The 26,207-nt window shown below is 63.8% G+C and carries 26 protein-coding genes; 12 read left to right on the forward strand and 14 right to left on the reverse strand.

The window, feature by feature from the left end; genetic code table 11:
- Positions 1-20: 20 nt before the first annotated feature.
- The gene (locus XH90_RS30120; protein WP_194477887.1) at positions 21-1,514 is read right to left on the reverse strand and encodes an FAD-linked oxidase C-terminal domain-containing protein; all 1,494 of its coding nucleotides are present in this window, start codon (positions 1,512-1,514) and stop codon (positions 21-23) included.
- Positions 1,515-1,740: 226 nt separating this feature from the next.
- Here XH90_RS30120 and cycA point away from each other — a divergent pair, with 226 nt between their 5' ends.
- A complete protein-coding gene (cycA, locus tag XH90_RS30125) occupies positions 1,741-2,136 on the forward strand; it encodes a cytochrome c-550 CycA (RefSeq protein WP_194477888.1) in 396 nt (131 codons plus the stop codon).
- An 18-nt stretch (positions 2,137-2,154) separates the two neighbouring features.
- On the opposite strand, the gene XH90_RS30130 is transcribed toward cycA, so the two are convergent.
- Positions 2,155-3,111 carry an alpha/beta fold hydrolase gene (locus XH90_RS30130; RefSeq protein WP_194477889.1) on the reverse strand — a complete coding sequence of 319 codons (957 nt, stop codon included), beginning with the start codon at positions 3,109-3,111 and terminating at the stop codon, positions 2,155-2,157.
- Positions 3,112-3,441: 330 nt separating this feature from the next.
- Here XH90_RS30130 and XH90_RS30135 point away from each other — a divergent pair, with 330 nt between their 5' ends.
- On the forward strand, positions 3,442-3,624 hold the full coding sequence (locus XH90_RS30135) for a hypothetical protein (protein ID WP_194477890.1): 183 nt from the start codon (positions 3,442-3,444) through the stop codon (positions 3,622-3,624).
- Positions 3,625-3,633: 9 nt separating this feature from the next.
- Here XH90_RS30135 and XH90_RS30140 read toward each other — a convergent pair whose 3' ends face one another.
- The 3 genes from XH90_RS30140 to ykgO all read right to left on the reverse strand — a co-directional run bounded on the left by XH90_RS30140 (position 3,634) and on the right by ykgO (position 4,905).
- On the reverse strand, positions 3,634-3,894 hold the full coding sequence (locus XH90_RS30140; RefSeq protein ID WP_194477891.1) for a hypothetical protein: 261 nt from the start codon (positions 3,892-3,894) through the stop codon (positions 3,634-3,636).
- Positions 3,895-4,019: 125 nt separating this feature from the next.
- A complete protein-coding gene (locus XH90_RS30145; RefSeq protein WP_194477892.1) occupies positions 4,020-4,658 on the reverse strand; it encodes a tetratricopeptide repeat protein in 639 nt (212 codons plus the stop codon).
- Between the two features lie 121 nt (positions 4,659-4,779).
- Entirely contained in the window at positions 4,780-4,905 is a 126-nt protein-coding gene (gene ykgO, locus XH90_RS30150) for a type B 50S ribosomal protein L36 (RefSeq protein ID WP_006611362.1), read from the reverse strand.
- 310 nt (positions 4,906-5,215) lie between these two features.
- On the opposite strand from ykgO, the gene XH90_RS30155 reads away from it, so the two are divergent.
- Positions 5,216-6,100 carry an amidohydrolase family protein gene (locus tag XH90_RS30155; protein ID WP_194477893.1) on the forward strand — a complete coding sequence of 295 codons (885 nt, stop codon included), beginning with the start codon at positions 5,216-5,218 and terminating at the stop codon, positions 6,098-6,100.
- 202 nt (positions 6,101-6,302) lie between these two features.
- Here the strand turns inward: XH90_RS30155 and XH90_RS30160 are convergent, their stop codons facing one another.
- The 3 genes from XH90_RS30160 to XH90_RS30170 all read right to left on the reverse strand — a co-directional run bounded on the left by XH90_RS30160 (position 6,303) and on the right by XH90_RS30170 (position 10,901).
- Positions 6,303-7,979, reverse strand: coding sequence for a glycosyltransferase family 39 protein (locus XH90_RS30160; protein WP_246755622.1), 1,677 nt, complete (start codon positions 7,977-7,979; stop codon positions 6,303-6,305).
- Positions 7,980-8,017: 38 nt separating this feature from the next.
- Positions 8,018-9,211, reverse strand: coding sequence for an OpgC domain-containing protein (locus XH90_RS30165; protein WP_246755624.1), 1,194 nt, complete (start codon positions 9,209-9,211; stop codon positions 8,018-8,020).
- A gap of 241 nt (positions 9,212-9,452) precedes the next feature.
- Positions 9,453-10,901, reverse strand: coding sequence for a DUF2252 domain-containing protein (locus XH90_RS30170; RefSeq protein ID WP_371748273.1), 1,449 nt, complete (start codon positions 10,899-10,901; stop codon positions 9,453-9,455).
- Between the two features lie 125 nt (positions 10,902-11,026).
- Here XH90_RS30170 and XH90_RS30175 point away from each other — a divergent pair, with 125 nt between their 5' ends.
- From XH90_RS30175 to XH90_RS30195, 5 genes are all read left to right on the forward strand, one after another.
- A complete protein-coding gene (locus XH90_RS30175; protein WP_194482858.1) occupies positions 11,027-12,724 on the forward strand; it encodes a SulP family inorganic anion transporter in 1,698 nt (565 codons plus the stop codon).
- Between the two features lie 24 nt (positions 12,725-12,748).
- Positions 12,749-13,609: a carbonic anhydrase gene (locus XH90_RS30180; protein ID WP_194477896.1), complete on the forward strand. Its 861-nt coding sequence runs from the start codon at positions 12,749-12,751 to the stop codon at positions 13,607-13,609.
- A gap of 577 nt (positions 13,610-14,186) precedes the next feature.
- The gene (locus tag XH90_RS30185; RefSeq protein WP_194477897.1) at positions 14,187-14,924 is read left to right on the forward strand and encodes a haloacid dehalogenase type II; all 738 of its coding nucleotides are present in this window, start codon (positions 14,187-14,189) and stop codon (positions 14,922-14,924) included.
- A 46-nt stretch (positions 14,925-14,970) separates the two neighbouring features.
- On the forward strand, positions 14,971-15,438 hold the full coding sequence (locus XH90_RS30190; RefSeq protein ID WP_194477898.1) for a YbaK/EbsC family protein: 468 nt from the start codon (positions 14,971-14,973) through the stop codon (positions 15,436-15,438).
- Positions 15,439-15,494: 56 nt separating this feature from the next.
- Positions 15,495-16,328: an adenylate/guanylate cyclase domain-containing protein gene (locus XH90_RS30195; protein WP_194482859.1), complete on the forward strand. Its 834-nt coding sequence runs from the start codon at positions 15,495-15,497 to the stop codon at positions 16,326-16,328.
- 58 nt (positions 16,329-16,386) lie between these two features.
- Here the strand turns inward: XH90_RS30195 and XH90_RS30200 are convergent, their stop codons facing one another.
- Positions 16,387-16,746: a hypothetical protein gene (locus tag XH90_RS30200; protein ID WP_194477899.1), complete on the reverse strand. Its 360-nt coding sequence runs from the start codon at positions 16,744-16,746 to the stop codon at positions 16,387-16,389.
- A gap of 120 nt (positions 16,747-16,866) precedes the next feature.
- Positions 16,867-17,799 carry a LysR family transcriptional regulator gene (locus tag XH90_RS30205; RefSeq protein ID WP_194477900.1) on the reverse strand — a complete coding sequence of 311 codons (933 nt, stop codon included), beginning with the start codon at positions 17,797-17,799 and terminating at the stop codon, positions 16,867-16,869.
- Between the two features lie 117 nt (positions 17,800-17,916).
- Between XH90_RS30205 and XH90_RS30210 the strand changes: the two genes are divergently transcribed.
- From XH90_RS30210 to wrbA, 3 genes are read left to right on the forward strand one after another with little or no spacing between them, the layout of a single operon-like run.
- Positions 17,917-18,669, forward strand: a complete 753-nt coding sequence (locus XH90_RS30210) for an SDR family NAD(P)-dependent oxidoreductase (protein ID WP_194477901.1) — start codon at positions 17,917-17,919, stop codon at positions 18,667-18,669.
- Between the two features lie 36 nt (positions 18,670-18,705).
- The gene (locus XH90_RS30215; RefSeq protein WP_194477902.1) at positions 18,706-19,404 is read left to right on the forward strand and encodes a pirin family protein; all 699 of its coding nucleotides are present in this window, start codon (positions 18,706-18,708) and stop codon (positions 19,402-19,404) included.
- A gap of 43 nt (positions 19,405-19,447) precedes the next feature.
- Complete coding sequence (gene wrbA / locus XH90_RS30220) at positions 19,448-20,047, forward strand: NAD(P)H:quinone oxidoreductase (RefSeq protein ID WP_194477903.1); 600 nt, start codon at positions 19,448-19,450, stop codon at positions 20,045-20,047.
- Positions 20,048-20,288: 241 nt separating this feature from the next.
- On the opposite strand, the gene XH90_RS30225 is transcribed toward wrbA, so the two are convergent.
- The 4 genes from XH90_RS30225 to XH90_RS30240 all read right to left on the reverse strand — a co-directional run bounded on the left by XH90_RS30225 (position 20,289) and on the right by XH90_RS30240 (position 25,012).
- Positions 20,289-21,173 carry a protein-L-isoaspartate O-methyltransferase gene (locus tag XH90_RS30225; RefSeq protein WP_194477904.1) on the reverse strand — a complete coding sequence of 295 codons (885 nt, stop codon included), beginning with the start codon at positions 21,171-21,173 and terminating at the stop codon, positions 20,289-20,291.
- 82 nt (positions 21,174-21,255) lie between these two features.
- Positions 21,256-22,398, reverse strand: coding sequence for a GNAT family N-acetyltransferase (locus tag XH90_RS30230; RefSeq protein ID WP_194477905.1), 1,143 nt, complete (start codon positions 22,396-22,398; stop codon positions 21,256-21,258).
- 154 nt (positions 22,399-22,552) lie between these two features.
- Positions 22,553-23,905, reverse strand: a complete 1,353-nt coding sequence (locus XH90_RS30235; RefSeq protein ID WP_194477906.1) for an O-antigen ligase — start codon at positions 23,903-23,905, stop codon at positions 22,553-22,555.
- A 39-nt stretch (positions 23,906-23,944) separates the two neighbouring features.
- Positions 23,945-25,012, reverse strand: coding sequence for a glycosyltransferase family 1 protein (locus XH90_RS30240; RefSeq protein WP_194477907.1), 1,068 nt, complete (start codon positions 25,010-25,012; stop codon positions 23,945-23,947).
- Between the two features lie 222 nt (positions 25,013-25,234).
- On the opposite strand from XH90_RS30240, the gene XH90_RS30245 reads away from it, so the two are divergent.
- Positions 25,235-26,206 (forward strand): glycosyltransferase, encoded by a 972-nt coding sequence (locus XH90_RS30245; protein WP_371748274.1) that lies wholly within the window; start codon positions 25,235-25,237, stop codon positions 26,204-26,206.
- The last annotated feature ends 1 nt before the right edge of the window (position 26,207 follow it).

Raw genomic sequence — 26,207 nt, forward strand, 5'->3', positions numbered from 1 at the left:
CGAGGCCGATGCAATTGCCCCTAGAACCGCGGGATGTCCGGAAACGCCAGCTTGCCGGCGTGGACATGCATGCGGCCCAGCTCGGCGCAGCGGTGCAGGGTCGGAAACACCTTTCCGGGATTGAGCAGGCCTTGCGCATCGAAGGCGCATTTCAGCCGCTGCTGCTGGTTGAGGTCGATCTCGGTGAACATGTCGGGCATCAGGTCGCGCTTCTCGATGCCGACGCCGTGCTCGCCGGTGAGCACGCCGCCGAACTCGACGCAGGCGCGCAGGATGTCGGCGCCGAAGGCTTCGGCGCGCTCGATCTCGCCGGGCTTGTTGGCGTCATAGAGGATCAGCGGATGCAGATTGCCGTCGCCGGCGTGGAACACGTTGGCGCAGCCGAGCCGGTATTTCTCCGAAAGCTCGCGAATGCGCGCCAGTGCCTTCGGCAGCGCGCCGCGCGGAATGGTGCCGTCCATGCAGAGATAGTCGGGCGAGATGCGCCCCACCGCGGGAAAAGCCGCCTTGCGCCCGGCCCAGAACAAATTACGTTCGGCCTCCGAATTGGAGATCTGCAGCGTCACCGAGCCGCAGCCTCTTGCGATGGTCTCGACGCGCGCGATCAGCTCGTCGACCTCGATCTTGGGGCCGTCGAGCTCGATGATCAGCAGCGCTTCGACGTCGAGCGGGTAGCCGGCATGGACGAAGGCTTCGGCGGCGTGGATCGCCGGCTTGTCCATCATCTCCATGCCGCCAGGAATGATGCCGGCGCCGATGATGCGCGCCACGCATTCGCCGGCAGCCTCGACCTCCGCAAAGCCGACCATCAGCGCCCGCGCCGTCTCCGGCTTTTGCAGGATGCGCACCGTGATCTCGGTGATGACGCCGAGCAGCCCTTCCGAGCCGGTTATGACGCCCATCAGATCGTAGCCGGGGTTTTCCGCCGACTTGCCACCGATGCGCAGTATCTCGCCGCTCATCAGGACAATCTCGCAACCGAGCACGTTGTTGGTGGTCATGCCGTATTTGAGACAGTGCACGCCGCCGGAATTCTCCGCGACATTGCCGCCGATCGAGCAGGCGATCTGCGAGGACGGATCGGGCGCATAGTAGAAGCCGGCATGCGCGACTGCCTGGCTGATGGCGAGGTTGGTGACGCCTGGCTCCGTGACGACGACACGGTTGTCGAAATCGATCTCGCGGATGCGCTTGAACTTGCCGAGGCCCAGCAGCACGCCGTCCTCCAGCGGCAGCGCGCCGCCCGACAGCGACGTGCCGGAGCCGCGCGGCACCACCTTGATGCCCTGCGCGGCACAATATTTCAGGACCAGCGAAACTTGTTCGGTGGTGTCGGGCAGCACCACGACCATCGGCGGCTGCCGGTAGGCGGTCAGCCCGTCCGATTCATAGGCCCGCATCTCGGCCGCGCTGTCGATTACGCCCTCGCCGGGCACGATGGCGCGCAAGGCTGCAACGATCTCGGCGCGGCGCGCAAGCACGGCCTGGTCGCTCGCGGGCATCATGATGGCCATGTTACGAAACCTTCGTCCGGCATTGGAATTTGTTCCGGCAAATCAATCATGTCTGCCCGCGTTTGGGTAGGGTCCTCCGAAGGTCGCATTGCTTTGTTGCAGCGCAAGTTCTCTCTGAGGCAAGTCTGCGATCAGGAAACCTGTCAGGGTTTGGCGGCTTGTCCATGTGCACCGGACCTGCCAAAACCACGACCCACCCTCTGACCCCGGGAAGAGACGAACAGCTATGACAAAATTGACTTTCGGCGCGCTGGTTGCCTTCGCCACGATTGCCTCAGCGTCCACCGCGATGGCGCAGGACGCCGCGGCCGGCAAGACGTCGTTCAACAAGTGCCTGGCCTGCCATGCGATCGGCGAAGGCGCCAAGAACAAGGTCGGCCCCGAGCTCAACGGGCTCGACGGCCGTCATTCCGGCACCGCGCCCGACTACAACTATTCCGACGCGAACAAGAATTCCGGCATCACCTGGAACGAGGCGCAGTTCAAGGAATACATCAAGGACCCGAAGGCCAAGATCCCCGGCACCAAGATGGCGTTCGCCGGCATCAAGAACGAGACCGAGATCAACAATCTGTGGACCTACGTCTCCCAGTTCGACAAGGACGGGAAGATCAAGCACTAAGCGATCAAAAGGCGGCCGCTAATCGGCGGTCGCCTGCGCCGGGGCAATCTCTCCGATCATCGTCTCGATCTCCGTCTCGACGAGACCCGGCACCGCGGTCTGCACCATGTGGCCGAGATCGGGCAGCACGATCAGCTTTGCATTCGGCACGGTCGCGGCGAACGGCCTGGCGTGGATATCGGTCTTCACCGTCGTGTCGGGCGCACCGGCAATGATCGTGACGGGCACCCTGATCTCGCCGTAGCGCGGAGCCTGCGCGGCCACCGACGCCTTCAGCGTGACGAGATCATAGGCATTGGCGATGAATTCGCGCGGGCGCAGCAACAGCGGCGTCGCGGACTCCTTCACGAATCCATCAGGCATCGTCTGCGGCAGGAACACATTGCGTGCTCCTGCTTCGGTGACGAAATAGCCCAGCGGCAGTGTGATGGTGTAGGCCAGCAGCGGGCCGATGACCGGCGTTGCGACGATCTCGTTGTAGCGGCCGACGCCGCCGCGCCAGGGATGGGTTACCGGGGCCAGCATTACGAGGCCGGCGACGCGGCTCGCATGATCGAGCGCGAGCCGCGCGCCGAGCGCGCCGCTCCAGGAATGCACGACGAAGACCGCGCGATCGACCCCGAGCTTGTCCAGCGCTTCGTCGATCATCCGCGCTTGGATCTCCGGCGTCGAATCCTGCCGCCGTGCGCGGGTGCTCCAGCCGTGACCGGGACGGTCGATCAGAATGACGCGATGACTGCTGGCGAGCCCATCGCCGAGCGGACGCCGCATCACCTCGAGGTTCGAGCTCGCGCCGTGCAGCATCACGATCGGCAGGCCCGCCTCGCGCGGGCCGATATCGACGACGTGGAGCGTCGCGCCGTCGACCTCGATCATCCGGCCCTGCGGCGGAAAGGCACGCTGCACGGCGACAATTCCGGCCTGCGTGACCAGCGCCAGCAGCACCAGCGCCGTCACGGCTGACATCACGATCATGAGGAGCGTCCGGGCAATCCAGGGCACATTTGGAGTTACGATTTAGGCTCGCGGCAGTTTCGCGCAAGCAGGCTCGGCGCTTCACAGGAATCGCCGCCCTGTGGATATGTGCATAATTCGAAGGCTGGAAAATTCAATGGAATCAACGGCCATGTCCAGCCATTCACAAGCCTCGGACCAGCTTCATGCGGCCGTCATCGCGGCTTCCTTATAATCGCCACGGTCGGTTCCGCCATCTAGACGCGGATGGGCGCCGATCGCTCCTCGCAACTTCAGGGGATTGCGGGAAAGACCGGCAGGATTGTCCTGGTTTGAACCGGAGGATTTTCGATGAGCTTCAGATCGAATGACACCGCAATCGACGAGATCATCGCGAGCTGCAACGGCGATTTGCGCGGCGCCGTGCGGGCGCTGCTCCTGATCAACGAGCATCTCGAGACGGAACTCGCAAAGGCCTATGCCGCCGCCGCCGATCGCGGCCTCGCCGAGCGCGGCACCAGCGTCCTGCACTAGGCTGCAAGGCTAGCCCGCGCTGTCCTCGGCCTTTTCCTCGTCCGGCGTGAGCGCGGGACAGGCTCCGATGGTCGAGCGCGCCAGCTTGGCATCGGCCTTGGATTTATAGGGGCCGTCGCCGAACCAGATGTCGCCGTTGATGACCGGATTGCTGGTCACGATGTTGCATTTGCCGGTGGCGCGATTGCCGACCACCCAGAACATCCCGTCGGCGAGGCTCATCGTCCCCGACGCCAACAGCAAGCTGCAAGCAAAGATCAGACGCTTCATGGCTTTTGCTCCTGCCATGCAGGTAGACCTGCGGCGGCGCCGACAACAGTCCTCGCGACATCGCGCCTCGGATCGTGGTTAATCGGCGCGCGCCGCAACCGCTCCAGAAATGATCAACTTATCGGCTAGATGTCTCGGCCTTCGACCTTCTCGGTCAAGGCCTTCACCTGCTCGGGGATCTTTTCGAGGTGCGGATTGACGGCGAGCGCCTTGCGGTAGGCCTCGAGCGCGCGCTTCTCGTCGCCAACGTCCTGCATGATCATGCCGAGACCTGCGAGCGCGCCGAAATGACGGGGCTCTCGGATCAAGACCTCGCGGATGTCGGCGAGCGAACGGGCATAGTCGTTCTGCATGTAATAAAGCGTGGCGCGCCGGTTCCAGGCTTCGACGTAGTCGGGCCGGAGCTTGATGACGGAATCGAGCAGCTTGATCGCGACGTCGATCTTCTGCGCATCGACGGCCGCCTTGGCGCGCGCCATCAGCAGCGCGGCAGTGTCGCTCGGGGTCTGCAGCCAGATCGCCCAGATCCGCGCCTCGACGTGTCTGGCGCTGGCATCGTCGGGGGCGGCTTTCAGCGCACCGAACAGGAAATCGAGATTCTTGGTGCGATCGGCCTTGGGCAGCTTGGCCGGCGCCTCCGGCAGCTTCTTCTGCTGCTTCGCCGGCGGGGCCGGATCATTCTGCGCCAGCGCCGGCGCAAGGCCGGCGGTGCAGAGGACCAAGGCCAAGCACAGCATGCGCGGATGAAAGAATCTCACGGTCATGGTGAAAGTCTAAACGCGCAAAGCCGCCCTTGCAAAGCAAAGGCGGCGTCGAACTCGTGTGAAACCGTGGTCTTGCGGGGCGCGCGAAGGCGACCGCGAGGGCAATCAGCCTTTTGGCAGATCAGCCCTGGCGAGCCTTGAAGCGGCGCTGCACCTTGTTGATCACATAGACCCGGCCCTTGCGACGGACCAGGCGGTTGGCGCGATGGCGACCGCGCAGCGACTTCAGCGAGTTACGGACCTTCATGGCAGAATCCTGAACGTTCGAAAGGCCGTGTTCGGCACTACCGTTTCGGCACGCGCGAATGTGGCAAAATGAGATCTTTCCCGCTGGCGGACCGGCCGCCCGGGACGGGGCGGTTCTTAAGGCATGGCGGGAGGGCATGTCAATGTTAACTGGCCGGTTCCCCTCGGCCAAATCGCGAAAACAACCCCATGCACAGTAGAAACGGCCGGATCGGTCTAATTCCGACCGGTCTCACGGTTTAGGCCCAGCAACGCCTTGCCAAATTCGTTATATCATATAATCAATTTGGCAACCCGTCGGGAGGAAACCAATGCCCAAGCTGAAGCTGCCTGATATCGACAAGGTCGTCGCGATCGACATCCACACCCATGCCGAGGAGCCCTGCGGCTGCCATCCCGACGACGGCTATGACGACTTCCAGGCGCAGATGGCGGAATACTTCAAGTCGCCGAACAAGCATCCGCCGACCGTGCCGGAGACCGCGGCCTACTACCGCTCCAAGAACATCGCCGCCGTGATCTTCCCGGTCGACGCCGAACGCGAGACCGGCTTCCGCCGCTACAACAATTACGAGATGATCGAGGCCGCCTCCGACCATCTCGACGTCCTCATCCCCTTCGTCTCGATCGATCCGCACAAGGGCAAGCTGGGCGCCCGCGAGGCGCGCAAGCTGATCGAGGAATACGGCGTGCGCGGCTTCAAATTCCATCCGACCATGCAGGGCTTCTACGCCAACGACCGCATGGCCTATCCGCTCTACGAAGAGATCAACAATGGCGGCGCGATCGCGCTGTTCCACACCGGCCAGACCGGCGTCGGCTCCGGCATGCCCGGCGGCATGGGCATGCGGTTGAAATATTCCAACCCGATGTACATGGACGACGTCGCGGCCGACTTCCCCGACCTCAAGATCATCCTCGCGCACCCCTCCTTCCCCTGGCAGGAGGAAGCGCTGTCGGTCGCGACCCACAAGCCGAACGTCTATATCGACCTCTCCGGCTGGTCGCCGAAATATTTCCCGCCGATCCTGGTGCGCTACATCAACTCGATCCTGCAGGACAAGATGCTGTTCGGCTCGGACTGGCCCGTCATCACGCCGGACCGCTGGCTGTCGGACTTCGCCAAGATCGACATCCGCGACGAGATCCGGCCGAAGGTGCTGAAGGCCAACGCGCGCAAGATTCTGGGAATCTAGCTGCGGTCTCTCAACGCATCGCGGGCTTCGATCGCATGGATCGAAGCCCTCACGTCAAGCGCTCGAGACTTCAGACCTGCGTCAAAGGGTCGACTGCCAGCCGTTGCCGCCGTCATTGCGAGGATCAGCGCCTTGGAGCCCAAGCGGCAAAGCATGCCAGCCTCCGTTCAGCGACCGAACGGGCCGACACGGGCGCAATCGTTCAATTGACGGGGACGCTGCGCGATTCGGCCGCTTGGGTCGGAGCATTCTGCACCATTGATCGCCGGTCCTTCACATAGGCGAGAGGCACTCCGAACCTCTCCACCGTAGCGACAATCTTGCCATCAAGATCCTGATCGCAGTTCATGTGGGTCGGTGCGATGAAAAATTCGGACTGATTCCACTCAGGCTTGAAGTCCCAGTGCAGTTGCGGGAGCGTGACGGTGCGTTCGAAAGACTTGCGATCGCCGCACGTGGCCACCGAATAGACCTTCGCCGACTCGAGCCCCTTGGGTGTCGTTGTCCTGACATAGGCCTCGAGCCGGTGGATGGCCTCGGGCATGCTGTTGAACCAGTAGTCGAGGTCATAGCGGCGGAAGGCGCCGGCCAGACCGCCAACCAGCGAATTGTAGTAGAGGTTCTCGTAAGGATGCAGGCGATACAGGACGCTGGCGTCCCATGTGAGGCCTGTGCCGATCACCGCGGCGCAACATGCGGCCATGACGCGGCTCCGAGAACCGGTCATCGCAAGCACCTTGTTGAGCCCGACGCCGGCCAACACCGCCAGCGGCGGAATGACAAACAAGAAGTGGCGCATTCCGGTAAAGGCCGGTCCTCGGAATACGACCTGACAAGCGACCGGGAAGGCGATCGCCAACGACAGAACCGCGACATCCTTCTGTTGCTCGAGCAATTTGCCGCGCAGATTCGCCATTGCCGCAGCAACGGCCAGCGTCGCTCCGGCGAGTGTCAGGGGAGACGTTCGGATCAGGATATAGACCGGGACATATGCGCGTGGCACGTCGCCCATCTCGTAGACCTGGCCGGCAAAGAGGGTGCGAATTGGGTAGTCGAAGTCCGAAAACGCGAGCAGGCCGCGGATGGGATTCATCGGCGACAGCGCGGACCAGGGCCAGGCCACGATCATGACGAGATAGGCGAGCCCAAGCGCCGGCAGCAGGCGTGCCGCTGCCGCCGCCGAATGGCGCCTTGCGCCCTCGGACCACGGCAAGTACAGGGCCATGGCGAAGCCGACCTGAACGAGGATCAGCAGTCCGAGAACTCGCAGGCCAAGAGCCGCTCCTGTCAGCAGGCCCAGTGCCAGGATGTCGGAACGAGAGGGCGACGACATCCGCCGGCCCATGCGGATCAAGACCAGCGTCGCGCCGATCATGGCCACGGCAAAGGGAATGTCCTTCGTGTGGTTGAACATGGCCCCATACCACGGACCGCACAGCGCAAGGCTCAGCGCCGCCAACAAGCCCGCACGCGGGCCGGCCACGAGGCGCGCCGTCGCCGCCGTTGCGGCGATCCCGCCGACCCCGATCAGCGCACACAGGATGTGCCGCAGGTCAAAAACATCGATCGGAAGCAGCCGCCCCAGCGCCACCGCAACGACGTCGAACAACCCACCATAGAGGTAGAGGTTGTCCAGGTTGAACACGTCGCGATCTCTCAGACCGCTCAGATAGTAATCCAGGATCAGTTGACCGTACCGATGTTGGACGACTTCGTCGTTGGAGACCGCGTAATCCCTGAACGTATAGAGGACCGCGACGGCCAGCGCCGCGACGAGCGCGAGCGTGGCCCGGTCGAAGGCATCCGTCGGCAGCCATCTGCCGGATGCGTGGAGTCGACCACCGGATGGCACCGCCGCGTTCGGTGGACGATCGTCCACTCCACGCGGTCCAAACGACATCGAGCGGCGCGCAGTCGTCATGCGGAGCGCACCGGAAGCGGCTTGTGCCGGCGCGCCGCTGCGCTCAGGGCGCGCCTGTACCAGGTGAAGAGCAGCGCCACGCCGCACATGATCAGGATGCCGATCACGCCGACCGCGATATGGGCGACGAAACCCGCGGATGTTTCGGTCAGCGCGGCGTAGCCGATGAAGGACAAGGCGACACCGAGCGAAAAGATCTGCAGCGAATATTGACCGCACAGGATCAGTGGCTGCGCCCAGGGCGATTCCAGTCCACGCCATCCGTTCGGCACGAATCGCAACGCCACCACGGCCAGCGCGAGAAAGTGGCCGAAGCGCAGGATGTCGAGATCGGTCTTGTCGATCGGGTAGATGAGCCAGACGAGCCATGCCGGCATGATTCCGGCAACGGACGGGAAATACCAGGTCAGCGTCACGAGGAAGCAGGCCACGATGTAGCCCACGGCGATCCAGAACACCACGGGCGAATCGATCAGCGGCGAGATCCTCCTGCCTCCGCCGAGCGCACACCAGGCGCCGAACACGAACAGGAGCTGCCAGGCGAAAGGATTGAACGACCAGAAGCCGGCGGGATAGCTCGACAAATGCAGGTCGTAGCGAATGGTGATCGTGTAGAGCGCGATCGAGACGGCGAGCGGAAAATCGGCCCGCCATTTCGCCAGCAAGAGCACCAGGGGTAACGCGCTCATCAGCACCACATAGAGCGGCAGGACGTCCATATTCAGCGGACGATATCGCAGCAGCAGCGCCTGAATCATCGCCGGGCCCGGGTCCCTGAAGAACTCCGTGACTTCCGTCTCCTGCATGTAGAACCCGTTCCCGGTGAGGCCGGTGACCACGGCAACTGCGGCAATCAGCACCGAGAACAGCAGGATATGGGCGCAATAGATCTGCCAGACACGTCGCAGGATGCGTGCGCTTCCGATCACGAAGCCGGCTTCGAACAGCGTCCGTCCATAGACGAAGGCGGCCGTGAACCCCGAGAGGAAGATGAAGATTTCGGCGGCATCGCTGAAGCCGTAGCTGCGGATCGTGAACCACGCGAGGACGTCGGGAGAAACGTGATCGATGAAGATCAGCCACAAAGAGAGCCCGCGGAACAGGTCTATTCGCAGCTCCCTCTCCCCGCTGATCGTCGGCAGGGTCGCGGCCGGCGCCGCTGCCAGCAACGGCCAGATGCCGCGTGTCACGGCGGTTGGAGCGTCAAGGGAAGGCGTTGGGGTACCCTCGTCAGTACCCGACAGCTGCATTGGAAATCCTCGCCACCTAACGCTGCCGCACCGAGCTGAATGAATGGGAACCCTAGAGATTCCATTCCCGGCCGCTATTGATCTGCGTCAAGACTGCGGTTGTCGCGAGCGATCACCGCTTCCGGTTCGGGGCAGGTGCGTCAAGACCGTAGACGCGGCCAACTGCCGCGACAAAGCGAGCTCATTCTTCCAGATAGGCTTTGACCTTGCCTTTCCTCACCGCGGCCTTCAGGACGGCATGGTCCCGCTCGGCCTGATCAGCATAGTCGACCGCAAAGCGGCTCACCGCCCGATCGAACTCGTCACTGGATGATCCGAGATAGCCGCTGATCGTTGCCGATATCTCGCTGACCTTGGCATGCGCGCGTGCCAGAACCCAGCCGCAGGCCGTCGAATAGACCTCCAGAAGGTTCGCGTCGAACGTTTCGATCAAGGGCTTTATCTTGGCGTCGCGGAGCTGTCGCACATAGAACTGGCGGTCGTGCGAACCGGTGAGCCACCCGAGGAATATGTCCGACGCAGGCTGCATGAGGCGCTGCCCCATGACCACACGCTGTCCGTGGTGACGATAGGCACTCCGTCCCGCATACGGTTCCAGCACGGACTGCGCCGCTTCCTTGACCTGTAGAAACAGCGGGCTGTCGGCTTCCGACATCATGAGGACGATCCAGCATCGCCGGCCCACACTTCCGACGCCGACGACCTTGATGGCCGCGTCGACCAGCCGGTAGCGATCGAACAGCTGACGCCGGTCATCGGACAGGGACTCCCGATAGGTGCCCAGGATCGATTCGAGAGACGAAAGGACATCGGGGGCGCGCGCCGTTTCCGGATGAAAGATGAGAGGAGGCTGTTCCGTGATGCGGATTTGCCCGCCGACGCTGCCGGCGAGCTTCGGAAAATCGAGCTCCGATCCCCTGTCTTTGGCGGCGTGATCGATCCGCCGCTGCAGCTGCTTCCTCGCGTTTTTCGGCGCGATCTTCATCACGTCCGCGGTGCCGACGTTCGTGTACCAGACCGCGAGCGGATCCATTCTGGAAAATTCGCGCATGCGCTCGCGATAGCTGCGCGCAGCAGCCGCAGCGCAATCGCGACCCTTGGCGTCGGACAGTCCGATCGATCGCGCGGCGAGCACGACCGAGGCGGCGAGACGCTTGACATCCCATTCCCATGGCGCCGGCGACGTCTCGTCGAAATCGTTGATGTCGAAGATGATGTGGCGTTCGGGAGTGGCAAAGCCCCCGAAATTCAAGAGGTGGCAGTCGCCGCAGGCCTGCACGTTCAGTCCGGTACTGGGCGTCCGCGCCAGGTCGGCGGCCATGATGCCCGCGGAGCCACGATAGAATGCGAAAGGCGATTGCAGCATCCGACCATAGCGGATCGGCACCAGTTCCTGCACCCGACCGGCATCCGACTTGTGCAGAATTTCGAGGGGGTTCGGCCGGCCCTTGAACGATTTCCAGCGGCCATGTTGCTCGCGCGGGACCTTGTCGCGAAGAGCCTTGCCGGCGGCGGAGCGATCGTCCGGGGAAATGATGTGCGCCGCCGTGCCTCCGGTCGGCTTCGTCTTCGCTTCAAATCTGTTGCTGGCACGATCCATCATGAGGCGGGGATTTATGAACGGGCTCATCGTTAATGTTTCCTCACGGAATCCCGGGAGCATTGACCTGGATCAAGCGATCGGCAGTCCGGCTGCATCAGCCTTGCCACTCATCAGCCGAGCGGGCGGACAGCATGACCGATGCGACAAACGCAATGGACAAGGTCGAGGGACGGGCGACACGGCTGTCGTGGTTGCCGCCCGTTCGTTGGCTCGCGAATTATTCTGCGGCCTGGCTGCCTTCCGACGTCATTGCCGGGATCACGCTCGCAGCCTATGCAATCCCGGTGTCGCTTGCCTATGCCGCGCTGGCCGGTCTGCCTCCGCAGGTCGGGATCTACGGCTACCTGTTGGGCGGGATCGGCTACGCGCTATTCGGATCTTCACGTCAGCTCGCGATCGGCCCCACTTCAGCCATATCGCTGATGATCGCCGGCACGGTGGGCGCGATGGCTGCCGGCGATGCCCTCCGCTACGCGCAGATCGCAAGCCTTGCAGCGTTTACCGTGGCCGCGCTCAGTTTGCTTGCATGGCTGCTGCGATTGAGTGCCCTGGTCAAGTTGATCAGTGACAGCATCCTCGTTGGATTCAAGGCCGGCGCCGGGCTGACCATCGCAATGACGCAGTTGCCGAGCTTGTTCGGCGTCAGCGGAGGCGGTCACAACTTCTTCGAACGAGTTTATCTGTTTGTCTCGCAACTTGGTCAGACCCAGCTGCCGGTTCTTCTCGTCGGGCTCGTGGCCCTCGTCCTGCTGGTCGCCGGTGAACGTCTGCTGCCGGGACGCCCTGTCGCACTCGGCGTCGTCGTGCTGGCCATCGTCGCGGCGACCCTGCTTGGCCTGCCGGCACTCGGCGTTCCCGTGACAGGTAAGATTCCATCTGGTCTGCCGAGCCTTGCTGCGCCGGCCCTGCGGATACGAGACGTCGAAGGCATCGTGCCGCTCGCGGGAGGATGTCTGTTGCTGGCCTACATCGAGGGCGTTTCCGCCGCACGAACCCTCGCGGCCAAGCATGGCTACGCCATCGATGCACGCCAGGAGCTTCTTGGCATCGGGGCCGCCAACCTTGCCGCAGCCATTGGACAAGGCTACCCCGTCGCGGGTGGACTCTCGCAGTCGGCCGTCAATGACAAGGCCGGCGCCCGCTCCGCGCTGGCGCTCGTCTTCGCCTCGATCACGCTGGCCTTATGCCTGCTTTTTCTGACGGGATCGCTCGAGAACCTCCCGAAGGCGGTTCTCGCCGCGATCGTCCTCACGGCAGTCTATGGCCTGTTGGACTTCCCGGCGATGCTCCGCATGTGGCACGTCAGCCGGCTGGACTTCCTGGCGGCGACGATCGCGCTCCTGGCCGTGCTCTGGCTTGGAATTCTGCACGGCATCCTGCTGGCGGCCCTGGCTTCGATTCTGTTGCTGCTCGCACGTGCGTCGCAGCCCCACGTCGCCTTCCTCGGAAGAATTCCGGGAACTGAGCAATTTTCCGACATGGAGCGTCATCCTGACAACGAGCCCGTGCCCGGCGTGATCGTGTTTCGGCCGGAGGCCTCGCTGATCTATCCCAACGCCGACGCCGTGCTGGAAGCGGTCCTGACCCGTGTTCAATCCACCCCCGGCCCGATCCGACTGGTGGTCTGCGACCTGTCGGCCTCGCCCTTCATCGATCTCGCCGGCTCGCGGATGTTGCGCGACCTGGAAGCTGAACTTTCCGGCCGCAGCATCACACTGCGGATCGTAGGCGCCCACGGAAGAGTGCGCGATCTCCTGCGCGCCGATGGCCTCGAGGACAAGGTCGGAGGCATCGACCGAACCGCCACGGTCGAGAAGGTGCTCCTGGTATCGTTGAGACAGACAGGCTGATCTTCTCCGCCAAAGGAGGCCGATGTGAAGACTGTCGACGTCATCTATCGATATCAGGCAGATGCGCCCGCGCGATCCCGGCCGTCCGGCAGCAGCGAAGCGCGGCTTCGTCTCGATGAAGGCAATCGGGCATTCGCGGCGCTGCTCGATCAGGTCAAGGATGAATTCGGGCGGACGGAGAGGATCGTGCCGGTCGACGCACGTGACCTCGGCTTGATCTCCCGCGAGGCCGGGCTGCCGACCCAGCATCCCTTCGCCGCCGTGCTCGGCTGCTCGGACGCCAGAGTGCCGATCGAGCTCATTTTCAACGAAGGTCCGAACGACCTCTTCGTCGTCAGGGTGGCAGGCAATGTGCTGGGCCCGGATGTGCTGGGCAGTTTGAAGTTTGCTGTCGAGCATCTGGGTGGCAGTCTGAGGCTCATCGTGGTCCTGGGACATAGCGGATGCGGCGCCGTGACCAGCGCCGTCGATCTGTTCCTGAATCCGCGAGACTACGTGTCGCTCGCAACGAAGCATTCGCTGCGCAACATTCTGGATCGTCTGCTGGTCGTCATTCAGACCTGCGCAAGGAAGTTGGCCACGACCTTCGGACCGGACGTCGTTCAGCGACCGCAATACCGGGAGGCCCTGATCGAGGCATCGGTCGTCACGAATGCTGCGCTCGCGGCCTACTCGATCCAGGAAGCGGTGGGGGCGACGAACGACGCAGAAGGCCTGCGAGCGGTCTATGGTGTCTATCTGCTCGAGAACCGGGAGGTCTGGGCGCCACGCCCGGGAGGAGCGGAGACCGTTGGTCTTGCGGCAGCCCCGCATGACCTTGCCGGATTTGTCGATCTGGGAGACGCCATTGTCAGGTCCGAGCGGATTGCCCACCTCCTCAGATGAGCAATTGCGTCGCTCGGACGGCCGCATCTTGATCATATCGACCGGGAGCTCGATGGCGTTCGGACAATCACTTACCGGACGCAGCATCGATCTGCCCGGCCGCACTCCGCGCAGGCGGGCGCAATTCGCCGTTCAGCCATCCCTTTACGATTGCCGATTTGAGCGGATCGAGCGCCCATCCGCCTGACGCGCAATCGGTCGTCCCAAGGGGAACGCGCAATTCGATGCGAACGCGCTTGCGACTACCTTGGTAGCGCTTCAATCGTTGCGACCATGTTTGGATGCGCATTGGCTGGCCCGTGCGACAGTGCAGCGCCCGTTTTCGATCGTGGGAGGTTGCCCCTGACAATGAGCTAGTTTCGATCCGGAGACGTGGCTCGCGCCATTGTCCCAAAGGGAAGCCGCACCGCTCACGAAATTTGCGCTGGATCAAGGACGCCTTAGCGGCGTACTTCGCGTCATTCGCGACGGTCACAGTTGCAATGGCGGACTTCCTCTGTGTCCCGGTAAGATGATAGTCATGCTCACGCCCTCAAGCGGGGTTGTTGTGACCGCAAACGGCCAGGAAGGACAGCCGATGCCCATCAAAGCCGTCGTCTTCGACGCTTACGGGACGCTCTACGACATCCAATCCGTCGCAGAGATCACCGAGGACGCGTTTCCGGGCTATGGCGAGATCATCACGCAGGTCTGGCGGATCAAGCAGCTCGAATACACCTGGTTGCGCTCGCTGATGCGGCGCTACCAGGATTTTGCCGCCGTCACGCGCGACTCGCTGGCCTATACGCTGCGCATTCTCGGGCTCGCCTATGAGAGCGAGACCTTCGATCGCGTCATCGAGAAATATCTGCATCTCGATCTCTATCCGGACGCGACGAACGCGCTCGCCGCGCTGAAACCGCGCAAGCTGGCGATCCTCTCCAATGGCAGCCCTGACATGCTGGACGCGCTGGTGCGCAACTCCGGCCTCGACCGCCTGCTCGACGCCACCATCAGCGTCGACGCCAGGAAGATCTTCAAACCGAGTCCGCAAGCCTATGAGCTGATCGGCGAGGTGCTCGGCACCGCGCCTGAAGAGGTGCTGTTCGTCTCCTCCAATCCCTGGGATGTCGCCGGCGCGAAATCATTCGGGCTGAACGTCGCCTGGATCGAACGGGTGACGCCGGAGGCGATGGCGCTGGCTTGCGTCGAGAACGAACTCGTGGCACCGCTGACCATGTTCAAGGCGATCCGCACCCAAATGGACGAACTCGGCTTTGCGCCGGATCATCGTGTTCGTTCACTCTCGGAACTGGCCGGGATCATCAAGGGATGACCCGGACATCGCCGCCCGCCCGTAAGTCTGGAATGAGCTGACTGGAATGAGCCTGGAATCCGTTCGCGCCTTCTTCGCCGAGAAAGCCCCCGACATCTCCGTCATCGAATCCCCGATCAGTTCGGCGACCGTGACGCTGGCCGCCGAAGCCTACGGCGTCGAGCCCGGAATGATCGCCAAGACGCTGAGCTTGCGCGTCGGCGAACGCGTGATCCTGATCGTCGCGGCCGGCACCTCGCGCATGGACAACAAGAAGGTCAAGGCGCAGTTCGGCGGCAAGCCGAAGATGCTGGGTTTGGAAGAGGTCGCCGAGATCACCGGCCACGAGGTCGGCGGCGTCTGCCCGTTCGGGCTCAAATCGCCGCTGCCCGTCTATTGCGACGTGTCGCTGAGGGCATTCGACATCGTGGTGCCGGCCGCGGGCTCGACCCACAGCGCCGTGCGTATCACGCCGGATCGCTTGGCCGAGTTGACCGCGGCCGAATGGGTCGATGTCTGCGAGCACAAGCCGTAAGGCGCGACGCGGGATGCCTGATGCATTTGCCGGCCAGGGAGGCTAGCATGGCGACCATGACCGACGACAAGATGAAACGACGATTGACCACCGTGCTGTGCGCCGACGTGTACGGCTATTCGCGTCTCATGGAAGCAGACGAGACCGGAACGCTGGAGACGCTGCGCCGCTACCGCACGGCCATCGCGCGACTGGTCGAGCGTCACGACGGCCGCATCGTCAATACCTGGGGCGATGCCGTGATCGCCGAGTTCGCCAGCGTCGTCGAGGCCGTGCAATGCGCGGTCGAGATTCAGCAGGAGATCTCCAGTTCGGATTCGGACGCGCCCCAGGCGAGCCCGATGCGGTTTCGCATCGGCATCAACCTCGGCGACGTGATGGTTGATGGCACCGACATCTATGGCGACGGCGTCAACATCGCATCGCGCCTGCAAGAGCTCGCCGATCCCGGCGGCGTCGTGATCTCGAGCTCCGTCTACGACCAGGTGCACAACAAATTATCCGTTGGCTTCGACTGTCTCGGCCAGCGCCCGATGAAGAACATTGCCCCCCTGACCAGTTACCGGCTGACCCTGGGCGGCCAAGCCGCCGGGTCAGCGAGCTTCCCGGGCGAGGAAACCGCAACGCCCACAGCGCAAGCGCGCGCTCCGCGGATGGAGGACAGGCGCGAGCCATCGTCGTCGAGCAACGTCGTCTCGAATTGGCTCGGAAAGCTGCCCCGGCCGGTTGCAGCGGCGCTCACGGTGTCTGCCTTCCTGATTCTGATCAATCTGTTCACGGGCGCGCATAAGATCTGGTTCCATTGGCCCGTCGCAGCCATTCTCTTCGGTGTCGCCTTGCGGACGGTGCTTGGACATCGACCCGAATCGGACAGCAAGGGCGAGCGCTGAAGGAGGCGGCCCGGCCGCATCGCCGCGCCCAGCGCTGCGTGCCGAACGCTGGACATCGCTAATCGTCGTCATCGTCATAAGGCCGCGGCTGCAGCTGCTGAGGTGGCGGCGGCAGCGCATTGTCATAGCGCGGCGGCGGTGCAGCGCGATTGCGCGGGACCTGCTGTTGCGGCGACATCTGGTTGTTGGACTGGAACACGGCGCGACAGCCGCTGGAGAGTTGCGGCGTGTTCTCTCGCAGACACGCGGTGATGCGGCCCACATCCGGAATCTGGTCGCTGCACAGGCGCCAGACATCGGGCGTGCAGGCCATCTGCTGCTCCATGGTTCCGCGATATTCTTCGGCGAATGCTGCGCTCTGCGCGACGATGCCGCCGATCGCAAGCGCCATACCCAGCGCAATAGGCTCTGTCCGCATGGTCCTGATCCTTCCCGATTGTCCCCGGATGCTCATCAATCAATGAGGCGGGAGCCGGTTCTGGACCAACAACTAAATGTGAAAGGGCCGCTGGAACCTATTCCCATGCCCACCACAGATTCACGCCTTTGCCTTTCCGCGCGGCTTCCGCTTGCAGGTGCCCGGCAGCTTGGCCGCAAGGAAATCGCCGAGGGCTTCGACGCGCGCGGGGCGCGGACCGCCGGGCGGGGTTACGAGATGCACGGCGCCTTCGGCTTGCTTCCAGTCTTTCAGGATCACTTCGACTTCGCCGGAGGAGATGGCTTCACCGACGATGAACTCGGGCAGTTCGGCGATGCCGAGGCCTGCGATCAGCGAGGGCATCACCGCTTCGCCGTTGTTGACGCGAAGCAGCCCGCCCGGACGCACGCTGGCCTGCTCGCCGGCGGAATTGGTGTAGTGCCAGATGTTGGGCGTCGAGAGATAGGCGTAAGCGAAGCATTTGTGCTCGGCCAGATGCATCGGATGCGTCGGCCGGCCGTGCTTCTTCAGGTACGATGGCGCTGCGACCGTGAAGCGGGGCATGGTGAAGAGCCTGCGCGCGATCAGCGAGGAGTCCGGCAGCCGCGCGATCCGCACCGCCATGTCGAAACCCTCGCCGATGAGATCGACGGTCGCATCGCTCAAATGCAGGTCGACCGAAACCTCCGGATAGGTCTCGAAGAACTCCGGCAGCAGCGGCGCCACCGCCTTGATACCGAAGGTCATGGGCACGGCGAGCCGCACCAGGCCGCGCGGCGCGACCGACTGCGCCAGCGCCTCGTTCTCGGCCGCCTCGCCGTCGGCGAGCAGGCGCGTGGCGCGGTCGGCGAGCTTGTGGCCGGCATCGGTCAGCGCGAGGCGACGCGAGGTGCGGTTGAACAGGCGGGCCCCTAGCCGCTCCTCCAGGCGGGTGACCGCCTTGGACACCGTGGCCTTGGACATCGCGAGCTCGCTCGCGGCACCCGCAAACGACCGTAACTCCACGACTTTTGCGAAAATCGCGAGCGCCTCGAAATCGGGGAGTTTTGCCATGGGGCCAATCCATACGGTCTATTTATTGAAACAATGCGTTTCAACAGTTTCTATTTCTATACCACAGACGGAGGCTTATCCAAGGGCCATCAGACATTCAGGAATGGAGAAATCCAAATGACCAGGAAGCTCTCAGGCAAGGTTGCCCTCGTCACCGGCGGTTCGCGCGGCATCGGCGCGGCATCGGCCCGCGCTCTCGCCGATCAAGGCGCGGACGTCGCCATCAGCTATGTCGCCTCGCCGGAAAAGGCGGAAGCCGTCGTCACCGAATTGAAGGCCCGCGGCGTCAAGGCCCGCGCCTACAAGGCCGACCAGGCCTCCGCCAAGGACGTGACCAAGCTGGTCAACGATGTCGCCAAGGAGTTCGGCCATCTCGACATCCTCGTCAACAATGCCGGTGTCGCCAATGGCGGGGCGATCGACGATGCCAACGCCGATACGGCCGCGCTGGAGCGGCAGGACCAGGTCAACGTGCATGGCGTGATCGCGGCGATCCGCGCCGCCTCGCAGTTGATGGGTGAAGGCGGCCGCATCGTCACGGTCGGCTCGATGCTCGCCGACCGCGCCTCGATCCCCGGCCTTGCCGACTACGTCGCCACCAAGGCGGCCGTGGTCGGTTACACCAAGGGCGCGGCACGCGACCTCGGCCCGCGCGGCATCACCGTGAACGTGGTGCAGCCCGGCTCGATCGACACCGACATGAACCCGAAGGACGGCGGCGAGTTCGCCGAGACCCAGCGCAAGCAGCACGCGCTGCAGCGCTTCGGCCGTCCCGAAGAGGTCGCAGCCGGCGTCGTGTTCCTCGCAAGCCCCGAAGCCTCCTTCGTCACCGGCACCGTGCTCAATGTCGACGGCGGGTTCGGCGCCTGATCAGGCGCCACCACAGTCCAACAAGGAATTACGCAAATGATCGAACTCAGGCCTTTCAACAAACTCGGCGGCGCCGATCACGGCTGGCTGAAGGCCAAGCATCATTTCTCCTTCGCAAGCCACTATGACCCGAACAACATGGGCCATGGCGCCTTGCGGGTGTGGAACGACGACGAGATCGCGCCGAACACCGGCTTTCCCGCCCATCCCCACGCCAACATGGAAATCATCACCTATGTGCGCGAAGGCGCGATCACCCATCAGGACAGCCTCGGCAACGAGGGCCGCACCGAAGCCGGCGACGTGCAGGTGATGAGTGCCGGCAGCGGCATCCGCCACTCCGAGTACAATCTGGAGCCGACCAGGACGCGGATCTTCCAGATCTGGATCGAGCCGACGCTGCGCGGCGGTCAGCCGACCTGGGGCTCGAAGCCGTTTCCGAAGGCTGACCGATCCGGCAAGCTCGTCACCATCGCCAGCGGCATCGACGGCGACACCGACGCACTGCCGATCCGTGCCGACGCACGGGTGCTTGCCACCACGCTGAAGGCCGGCGAGAGCGCGGAGTACGAAGCGCAGGAGGCGCGGCATCTTTATCTCGTGCCCGCGGCAGGCGCGGTCGAGATCAACGGCGTCCGCGTCAACGCCCGCGACGGCGCCGCGATCCGCGACGAGAGCAAGTTGACAATCACCGCGCTCGAAGACTCCGAGCTCGTGCTGGTCGACGCCGCGTAACGCTCAACAACCAGCCATCACATCCAATCCAACGGAGACCACCATGACAAAAGTTCTCGTCCTCTATTATTCCGCCTACGGCCACATCGAAGCGATGGCCAACGCCGTCGCTGAAGGCGCGCGCGAAGCCGGCGCGACCGTCGACATCAAGCGCGTGCCCGAACTGGTGCCAGCCGAAGTCGCCAAGGCCTCGTATTACAAGGTCGACCAGGCTGCCCCGATCGCCAAGGTCGAAGACCTCGCGAACTACGACGCGATCATCGTCGGCACCGGCACCCGCTTCGGCCGCATGGCCTCGCAGATGGCGAATTTCCTCGACCAGGCCGGCGGGCTCTGGGCCAAGGGCGCGCTGCACGGCAAGGTCGGCGGCGCGTTCACGTCGACCGCGACCCAGCACGGCGGTCAGGAGACGACGCTGTTCTCTGTTATCACCAACCTCCTGCATTTCGGCATGGTGATCGTCGGCATGAACTACGGCTTTGCCGGCCAGATGAAGCTCGACGAGATCACGGGCGGTGCGCCCTATGGCGCCACAACGATCACCGGCGGCGACGGCAGCCGCCAGCCCAGCGCCAATGAGCTCGCCGGCGCGCGCTATCAGGGGCGCCAGATCGCGGAGACCGCGAAAAAGCTGCACGGCTGAGCTTAGGCTGCAAGCAACCGCATGGCAGGTACGTCGCGGGCGGCATTCTCCGAAGGGAATGCCGCCCCATCTATTTGAGCAAACGATAGGGCTTACGACACGAATGGCTTTCGAACTTCTCCTGATCGCGCAGATGATCCGCAGGCCGGCACAGGCCGTTGCGCGCCGGTGGTATTGCCGCAGCCTGTTTCGTGCCTCGCGCGGGCGATTTCACTGCGCCGATTGCACGGGATCCTGACCGTCACGCCTGCGTGATGTCGCCGTGTGCCGGAATGCCGACCGCCAGCACGGACGCGGGCGCGGTTGAAAGCCACCAGCCGTCGCCGGCAAACCAGCAGGTGTCGTCGGGCGCGTCGCCTCGCCGCAACGACTGCACGCTCTCCCATCCCTTTGCGAACGCATCGGCCAATCGCTTGCCTGCCTCCGCATCCTGAAGTCCCGCGCAGCCGATGAACTGGGCCCGGCTCAGGAATTTCGCCGGCCATGCCGTCGCCTCCTCCGGGCGCGTGATCATCAACATGCCGCCGAGCATGCCCTCCGGCGCCAGCGGAAACACCAGCCGGCCGCCTGGGCGCAAGGCTTCCAGCCATGCCGCAGCCGGCTGCGCCGCGCCGGCGCAGACATAGATCACGTCGACCTCAGGCAGATCGGCAGCAATACCCGAGCGCTCGCGCAGCTCGACCGTGGCGATGTCCTTCAGATTCTCTCGCGCGAGCGCCGACAGGCGTTCGTCGATCTCATAGGCATAGACGCGGCCGTTGGGCCCGGCGAGCTCGGCCAGAATGGCGGTGTAATAGCCGGTGCCCGCGCCGATCTGGAGCACGGTCTCGCCTTCCTTGACGCCGCAGCCGCTGAGCCAATAGGCGTGCGCGCCGGGCATGCCGATGTTGATGCCACGCGCCGGATCCAGCGCCAGCAGCACGTTCTGATAGAGGAAGGCGGGATCGTCATCGGGCGTGACGACATAGGGATGGCCGCCGAGCGAGATCCACCACGGCCCGGGCCCGGCGAAGGGCTCCCGCCTCACCTTGCGAAAGGCCTGTTCGAGGCGCGGATCCGTGGCCTTGGCCGCAGCGCAGATCAACTGCGCGTAGAACGCGCGATATTTCTCCGAACGATCCTTCATGTCGCCTCCTGGCCGAGGCGGTCACGATAGCACAATTGATGCGATCTTCGCGTGACCGCTGCAACCGGAAACGTCATACGTTTCAGCGGGTCTTGCCGATGGCGCGCGCGACAACGGCCGCAAGCTTCGGAAAGCGGCGCAGGCCCTGCGCGGCATGGTCGCGCAGCATGTAAGGCAGCCCGCGCCAGGACAGCGCGACGCTGACATCGGTCAGCGGCACCGGTTCGGCGCCGAAGCGGCGCTTGTAGTCGTGATTGCCGATGCTGAGATCGAAACGCCGCACGCCCTGCGCATGCAGCGCCGCCATGGTGCGCTCGGTGACGAGCAGCCCAGGCGAGCAGTTCGCCCATGGCTTTCCGGCATGGCCGATGCGCAGCAAATAATAGGTCGCGCCGTATCTGACGCCGAACGTGGTCGCGACAATGCCCTCGTCGCAGACGAGCGCCGACACCACGGCGTAACCCTCCGCGACGCCCTGCCGAGCGACATCACGGTAGAAGCGGCCATGGGCCTCGTCGTTGAGGACGAAGCGCGAGCCGAGCTGCTGCATCCGCTCCTGCTGCTGCATGTCCATGACGTCGAGCAGCTCTTGGGCGCGCGACATGTCGGTCGCGATCTCGAACCGCGCGCCGTCGTGACGGCTGAAGACGCGCCAGCAGCGCGGCATCTGCATGCGCTTGATCGAGGCCTGGTAGTCCGCGTAGTCGTCGCCGGTGAGCACGAGATTGCCGTTGAGCGAGCACGAGCCGAGCCGGCCGAGCGACACCAGCGGGTTCGGCTTGGCGCCGACATAGGCCGGCAGCTTCTTCAGGCGCAGCAGGTCGAAGCGATCAGGCAAGGCTCGCAAGCCGTCGACCAGCGCCATGCTAATCGCCTGTGCGCCGGCCGCATCGAAGCTTGGATCGCAGGCCAGGATCGGAGCGTTGTTGTCGGAGACGCCGAGATCGGCAAACTCGACGATGCGGATGCCGCGCCTGATGTGACTGAACATCGGCACCATCGCGATGTCCTTGCCGGTCACCGCGTCGGTGATGACGGCGATCAGCGGCGCGACGCCGTGAAAGGCTTCGTACCAGGCACCCAGCCAGTAACCATGCTGAAACGCGGTGCGATGGCCGGCGCTCAGGCGCAAAGCAGCCCGTCGCCAGTCACGCAAGAAATCGACTGAGATTCCCGACGTGCTGGACACCCGACCGTCTAGTTGCTCGACGCTGAGAAACGCCATTTGCGGGGCATACAGTTACAGAACATTTCCAGATAGATTATGTTTTGCCGCAGACCACAAGTTACGTCGCTGCTTATCGTTAAATAGATACCGTCGCTGTACGTGCGCGGCGTCTCCCGTGTGCCGATATGAAACGCGAGGCTGCGACAAATTGTCAGCGCTCGGGTTCCGTTCGTTCGACGCACTGGAACCTGGCCAGGAAGTGCAATCCGGCGACCGCAAGCGCGAACATGAACCAGACCGGATTCTGCCGTTCGATCAGGAAGGTTTCCGTCGTTCCGAAATACAGGCCGAACAACCAGATGGTCAGGAACAGCTTGCCCAGCGCGTTGCTGCGGTTGTGGGCCTGGGCCTGTTGAAAATTGCGCAGCGGCGCAAGCACGAAGATGAGAATGACGAGCAGCAGCCCGGGCAGGCCGATAGTGACGGCGAGATCGAGATAGCTGTTATGGCTGTGCGCCGCCGTCACCGCCCATTCCGAGCCCCGGACGGTCCGTCCCTCGGCGGCGCCGTCCCAGAACGCCGCATAGCCATGACCCGTGATCGGCTTTTCCGCCACGGCTCCAAGGGCAAACTCCCAGACCTCGGCACGGCCGGTGAAGGTTGGATCGACCGGAAGCGCCCGCGTGATGCTGCCGAGCAGCGGGCTCACGACGCTGCCGACCGTCAGCAGGTTCATCACGATCAGGGGCACGAAGCAGATGATCCGCTTCAGCCACAAGCTCCTGACGGTGTAGACCAGCGATGCCAGCGCGTAGATCGCAAGGCACAGCACCGACGACGTCTTGCCGCCGGTGAAGATCAGGAAGATGCCCGCAAGCAGTGTGATCGCGGGTCCCATCACGAAGGAGCCCACGGCCGAAAGGTAAATTCCGACATAGACAAGGATGGACATCACCGGCGAGGCGATATTCTTGTGGCCAAAGCTGCCGCGCCAGTCGCCCGCAAGCTGCGGCTCGGTGATGTCGAGCGCGCTGTGAATCGAATATTGCGGGGCAAAGAGGACGCCGAGAAAGCACACCACCAGCAGCGCCAGCGCGGCGCCGCCAAGGCACAGATTGAAGCTGCGCGGCGTCGACGGCAACAGCGGCAGCAGGATGGCAAGCGTGGTTGCGCTCGCCGCCAGCACGAAGCGCTGGATCGAGATCTCGCGGCTCTCGGAAAATGCGATGTTGATCAGCATCCAGCCGATCAGGCACAGATGCAGCGGCGTGACCAGGCTTCTGAGCGAGAGCGCGTCGGTGGTGAGGGTGAGCAGCACGGCGACCGCCGCCAGCAATCCGAACGAAATGTAGGTCGTCGCCAAGCGACCGCTGACGACTGTGGCGATGTCGGGGTTGCGCAAGTCCGGGAACGGATCGAGCGTGATCAGGACCAGAAGCAGGGCCGCGACGGCGACAAGACAACGCGCCGCGTGCACGACGTCGAGCCTCGCCAGCAGGCCGCGCAGCGCCTGGCCGAGCGAGTGGGCCTCGACGTCAGTCATGTCTGCGGCGCTGCGATCCATGCCTCGAGACCTGACGGGACGATGGGGGACCTGCGAGGTTTAGCCCATCCCCGTTAACCATCCGTCAACCAGCACGTCGGGAGCGATTGGAACTCGGCTCTGCCGGGCGATGCTGCGGGCGATCTCGTAATATTGCAGCGCGCGCTGCTCCAGCGTCAAATTGTCCAGGATGTAGCCGCGCGGATCGAACTTGCCCGCGGCGCAGCCGGCCCAGAAATCGGTCCAGCGGTTCTCGAAGCCGGCGCGGTCGGCGAATTTGAGACCGCAGCGATCGTCCCAATAGGGCACCGACGACACCGGCCCGAACTGCACACGGTGCGGATAATAGTCGGGATCCCGCCATGGGCCGCCGGGATCCCAGGCAAGCACGGGCACGCCACAGGACAGCGCCTGCTGATAGGCGATGCCCTGGCTTTCGTTCTGGCAAAGGAAGATCATCGCACGCGAGCGCGCCAGTGCGGCTTGATAGTCTTCCTCCTTGTAGCTGCCGTAGCGCAGCTCGGTGAACGTTCGACCTTCGCTCTCGAGCCGGGCGCGGACCGGCTCGACCAGTTCCGGAACGTGGCGCTCGCGGTTCAAACTGACCTTGTCGTAGAGGAGAATGTCGACGGTCTTGCCGCGCGGAGGCGACGGCGCCCACAAATCGGTGTCGATGCCGACGGGCCAGGCTTCCGTGTCCGGCCAATGCGGCCGATACATGTCGGCATACCACGGACCGGGTACCAGGAATTTCCTGACTGGAAGCCGCTTGAACAGATCAGGATCGTCCAACGGATGATTAAACGCACAAACTCCGAGCAGGATCGGATTCTTCCACGCGAATTTGTCCAGCAGGAAGGCACGACCGATGATGCAGGCGACTTCCTCCGGGTGCTGTGCGATGTAGCTGTAATCGTTGACACGGTAGCGGATACCGAGACGGTCGAGGCCGGCGCAGAGATTGAGGAACACGCGCAGCTGTCCACTCATGCGCGGCTCGCCGAACAACATCTTGCGCGCCATGCGCCGCAGATGGCGGTCGCCGGGAAACCAGCGATCGTCCTTGTCCTCGTAGAACAGGTTGAGGATCATGTCGTCGGGATCGTAATCGAACGTCTTTGCAGGCACTGGATCCATCCGCGGCATCGCGGCCTCGCATTCTCGCATGAGACCGGCTGTCGAACCTTTCGAAAGCTGGCATAGACTTAACGCCTCAGGTTTAACGCTAATCTACGAAACCGAAACTACGCGGAGCTTCGCAACAACGATTTGATCGTTATGTGGGTATCATCCGCGGCGGCCGCGCCAAGCGGCCTGGTTAACGGATCCTTAAACACGAGGAGTCATCGATTGACCCTTGCCGACGCCACGCACGATGCACCGACCGCCGCACCCGCGGCGACGGATGCGCGCGCGGCGACGCCAGTGGTTTCCGTCGTGATCCCCGCCAAGAATGCCGCGGCCTATATCGGCGAGACCATCGCAAGCGCGCTGGCGCAAGACGGCGTTGTCGAGGTGATCGTCGTCGACGACGGCTCGACCGATGACACCGTGGCCATCGTCGACGCAATCCGCGATCCGCGGCTGCACCTGGTGCGGAACGAGGCCAGCGGCGTGTCGGCCGCACGGAACTTCGGCGCACGCGATGCGCACGGCGACTGGCTGATGTTTCTCGATGCGGACGATCGCTTGCGGCCCGATGCTGTGGCGACCCTGCTGACGGCAGCAAAAGCCGCCCCGCACGCGGTTCTGGTCTATGGCGATTACAACACGATCGACAGCGCGGGACGGACGATCGGCCGCCGCGAGCTCTTGAAGGGACGACTCAAGCCGTCCGGTAACGTGCTGGAACGCCTCGCCGGCGGCAATTTCATCGTCAATGGCGGCATCATGTTGATCCGCCTTGCCGCCTTCCGCGCAACCGGCGGCTTCGACGCCTCGCTGCGCTATTGCGAGGACTGGCATTGCTGGTGCCGTCTCGCCGCAACAGGCGAGTTCGCCTATGTTCCGAAGCTCCTGCTCGACTATCGCCTGCACACGGCCAACACCATGAATGCCGCGCTGCGGACGCCGCACGATTTCTTCCCGGCGGTCGCGCGCGTGTTCGCCGACGATTTGATCCTGCGCAAGCTGCCATCTGGCGCAGCGCCCCGGCTGCGCCAGGCCGCCGAAATCCATCTCGTGACCTATGCCGCGACGCAGGCAGTCCGCTTCGGGCGATATCGCGAGGCGCTCGTCTATCTCGGCATGGTCGGACAGCGTTCGCTCAAGGCAATGCCAAGGTCCGCGGTCAAGATCGCGCTGTCCTATTTCGGCATCTAGC

The sequence above is a fragment of the Bradyrhizobium sp. CCBAU 53338 genome (assembly GCF_015291665.1).
GTDB lineage: Bacteria > Pseudomonadota > Alphaproteobacteria > Rhizobiales > Xanthobacteraceae > Bradyrhizobium.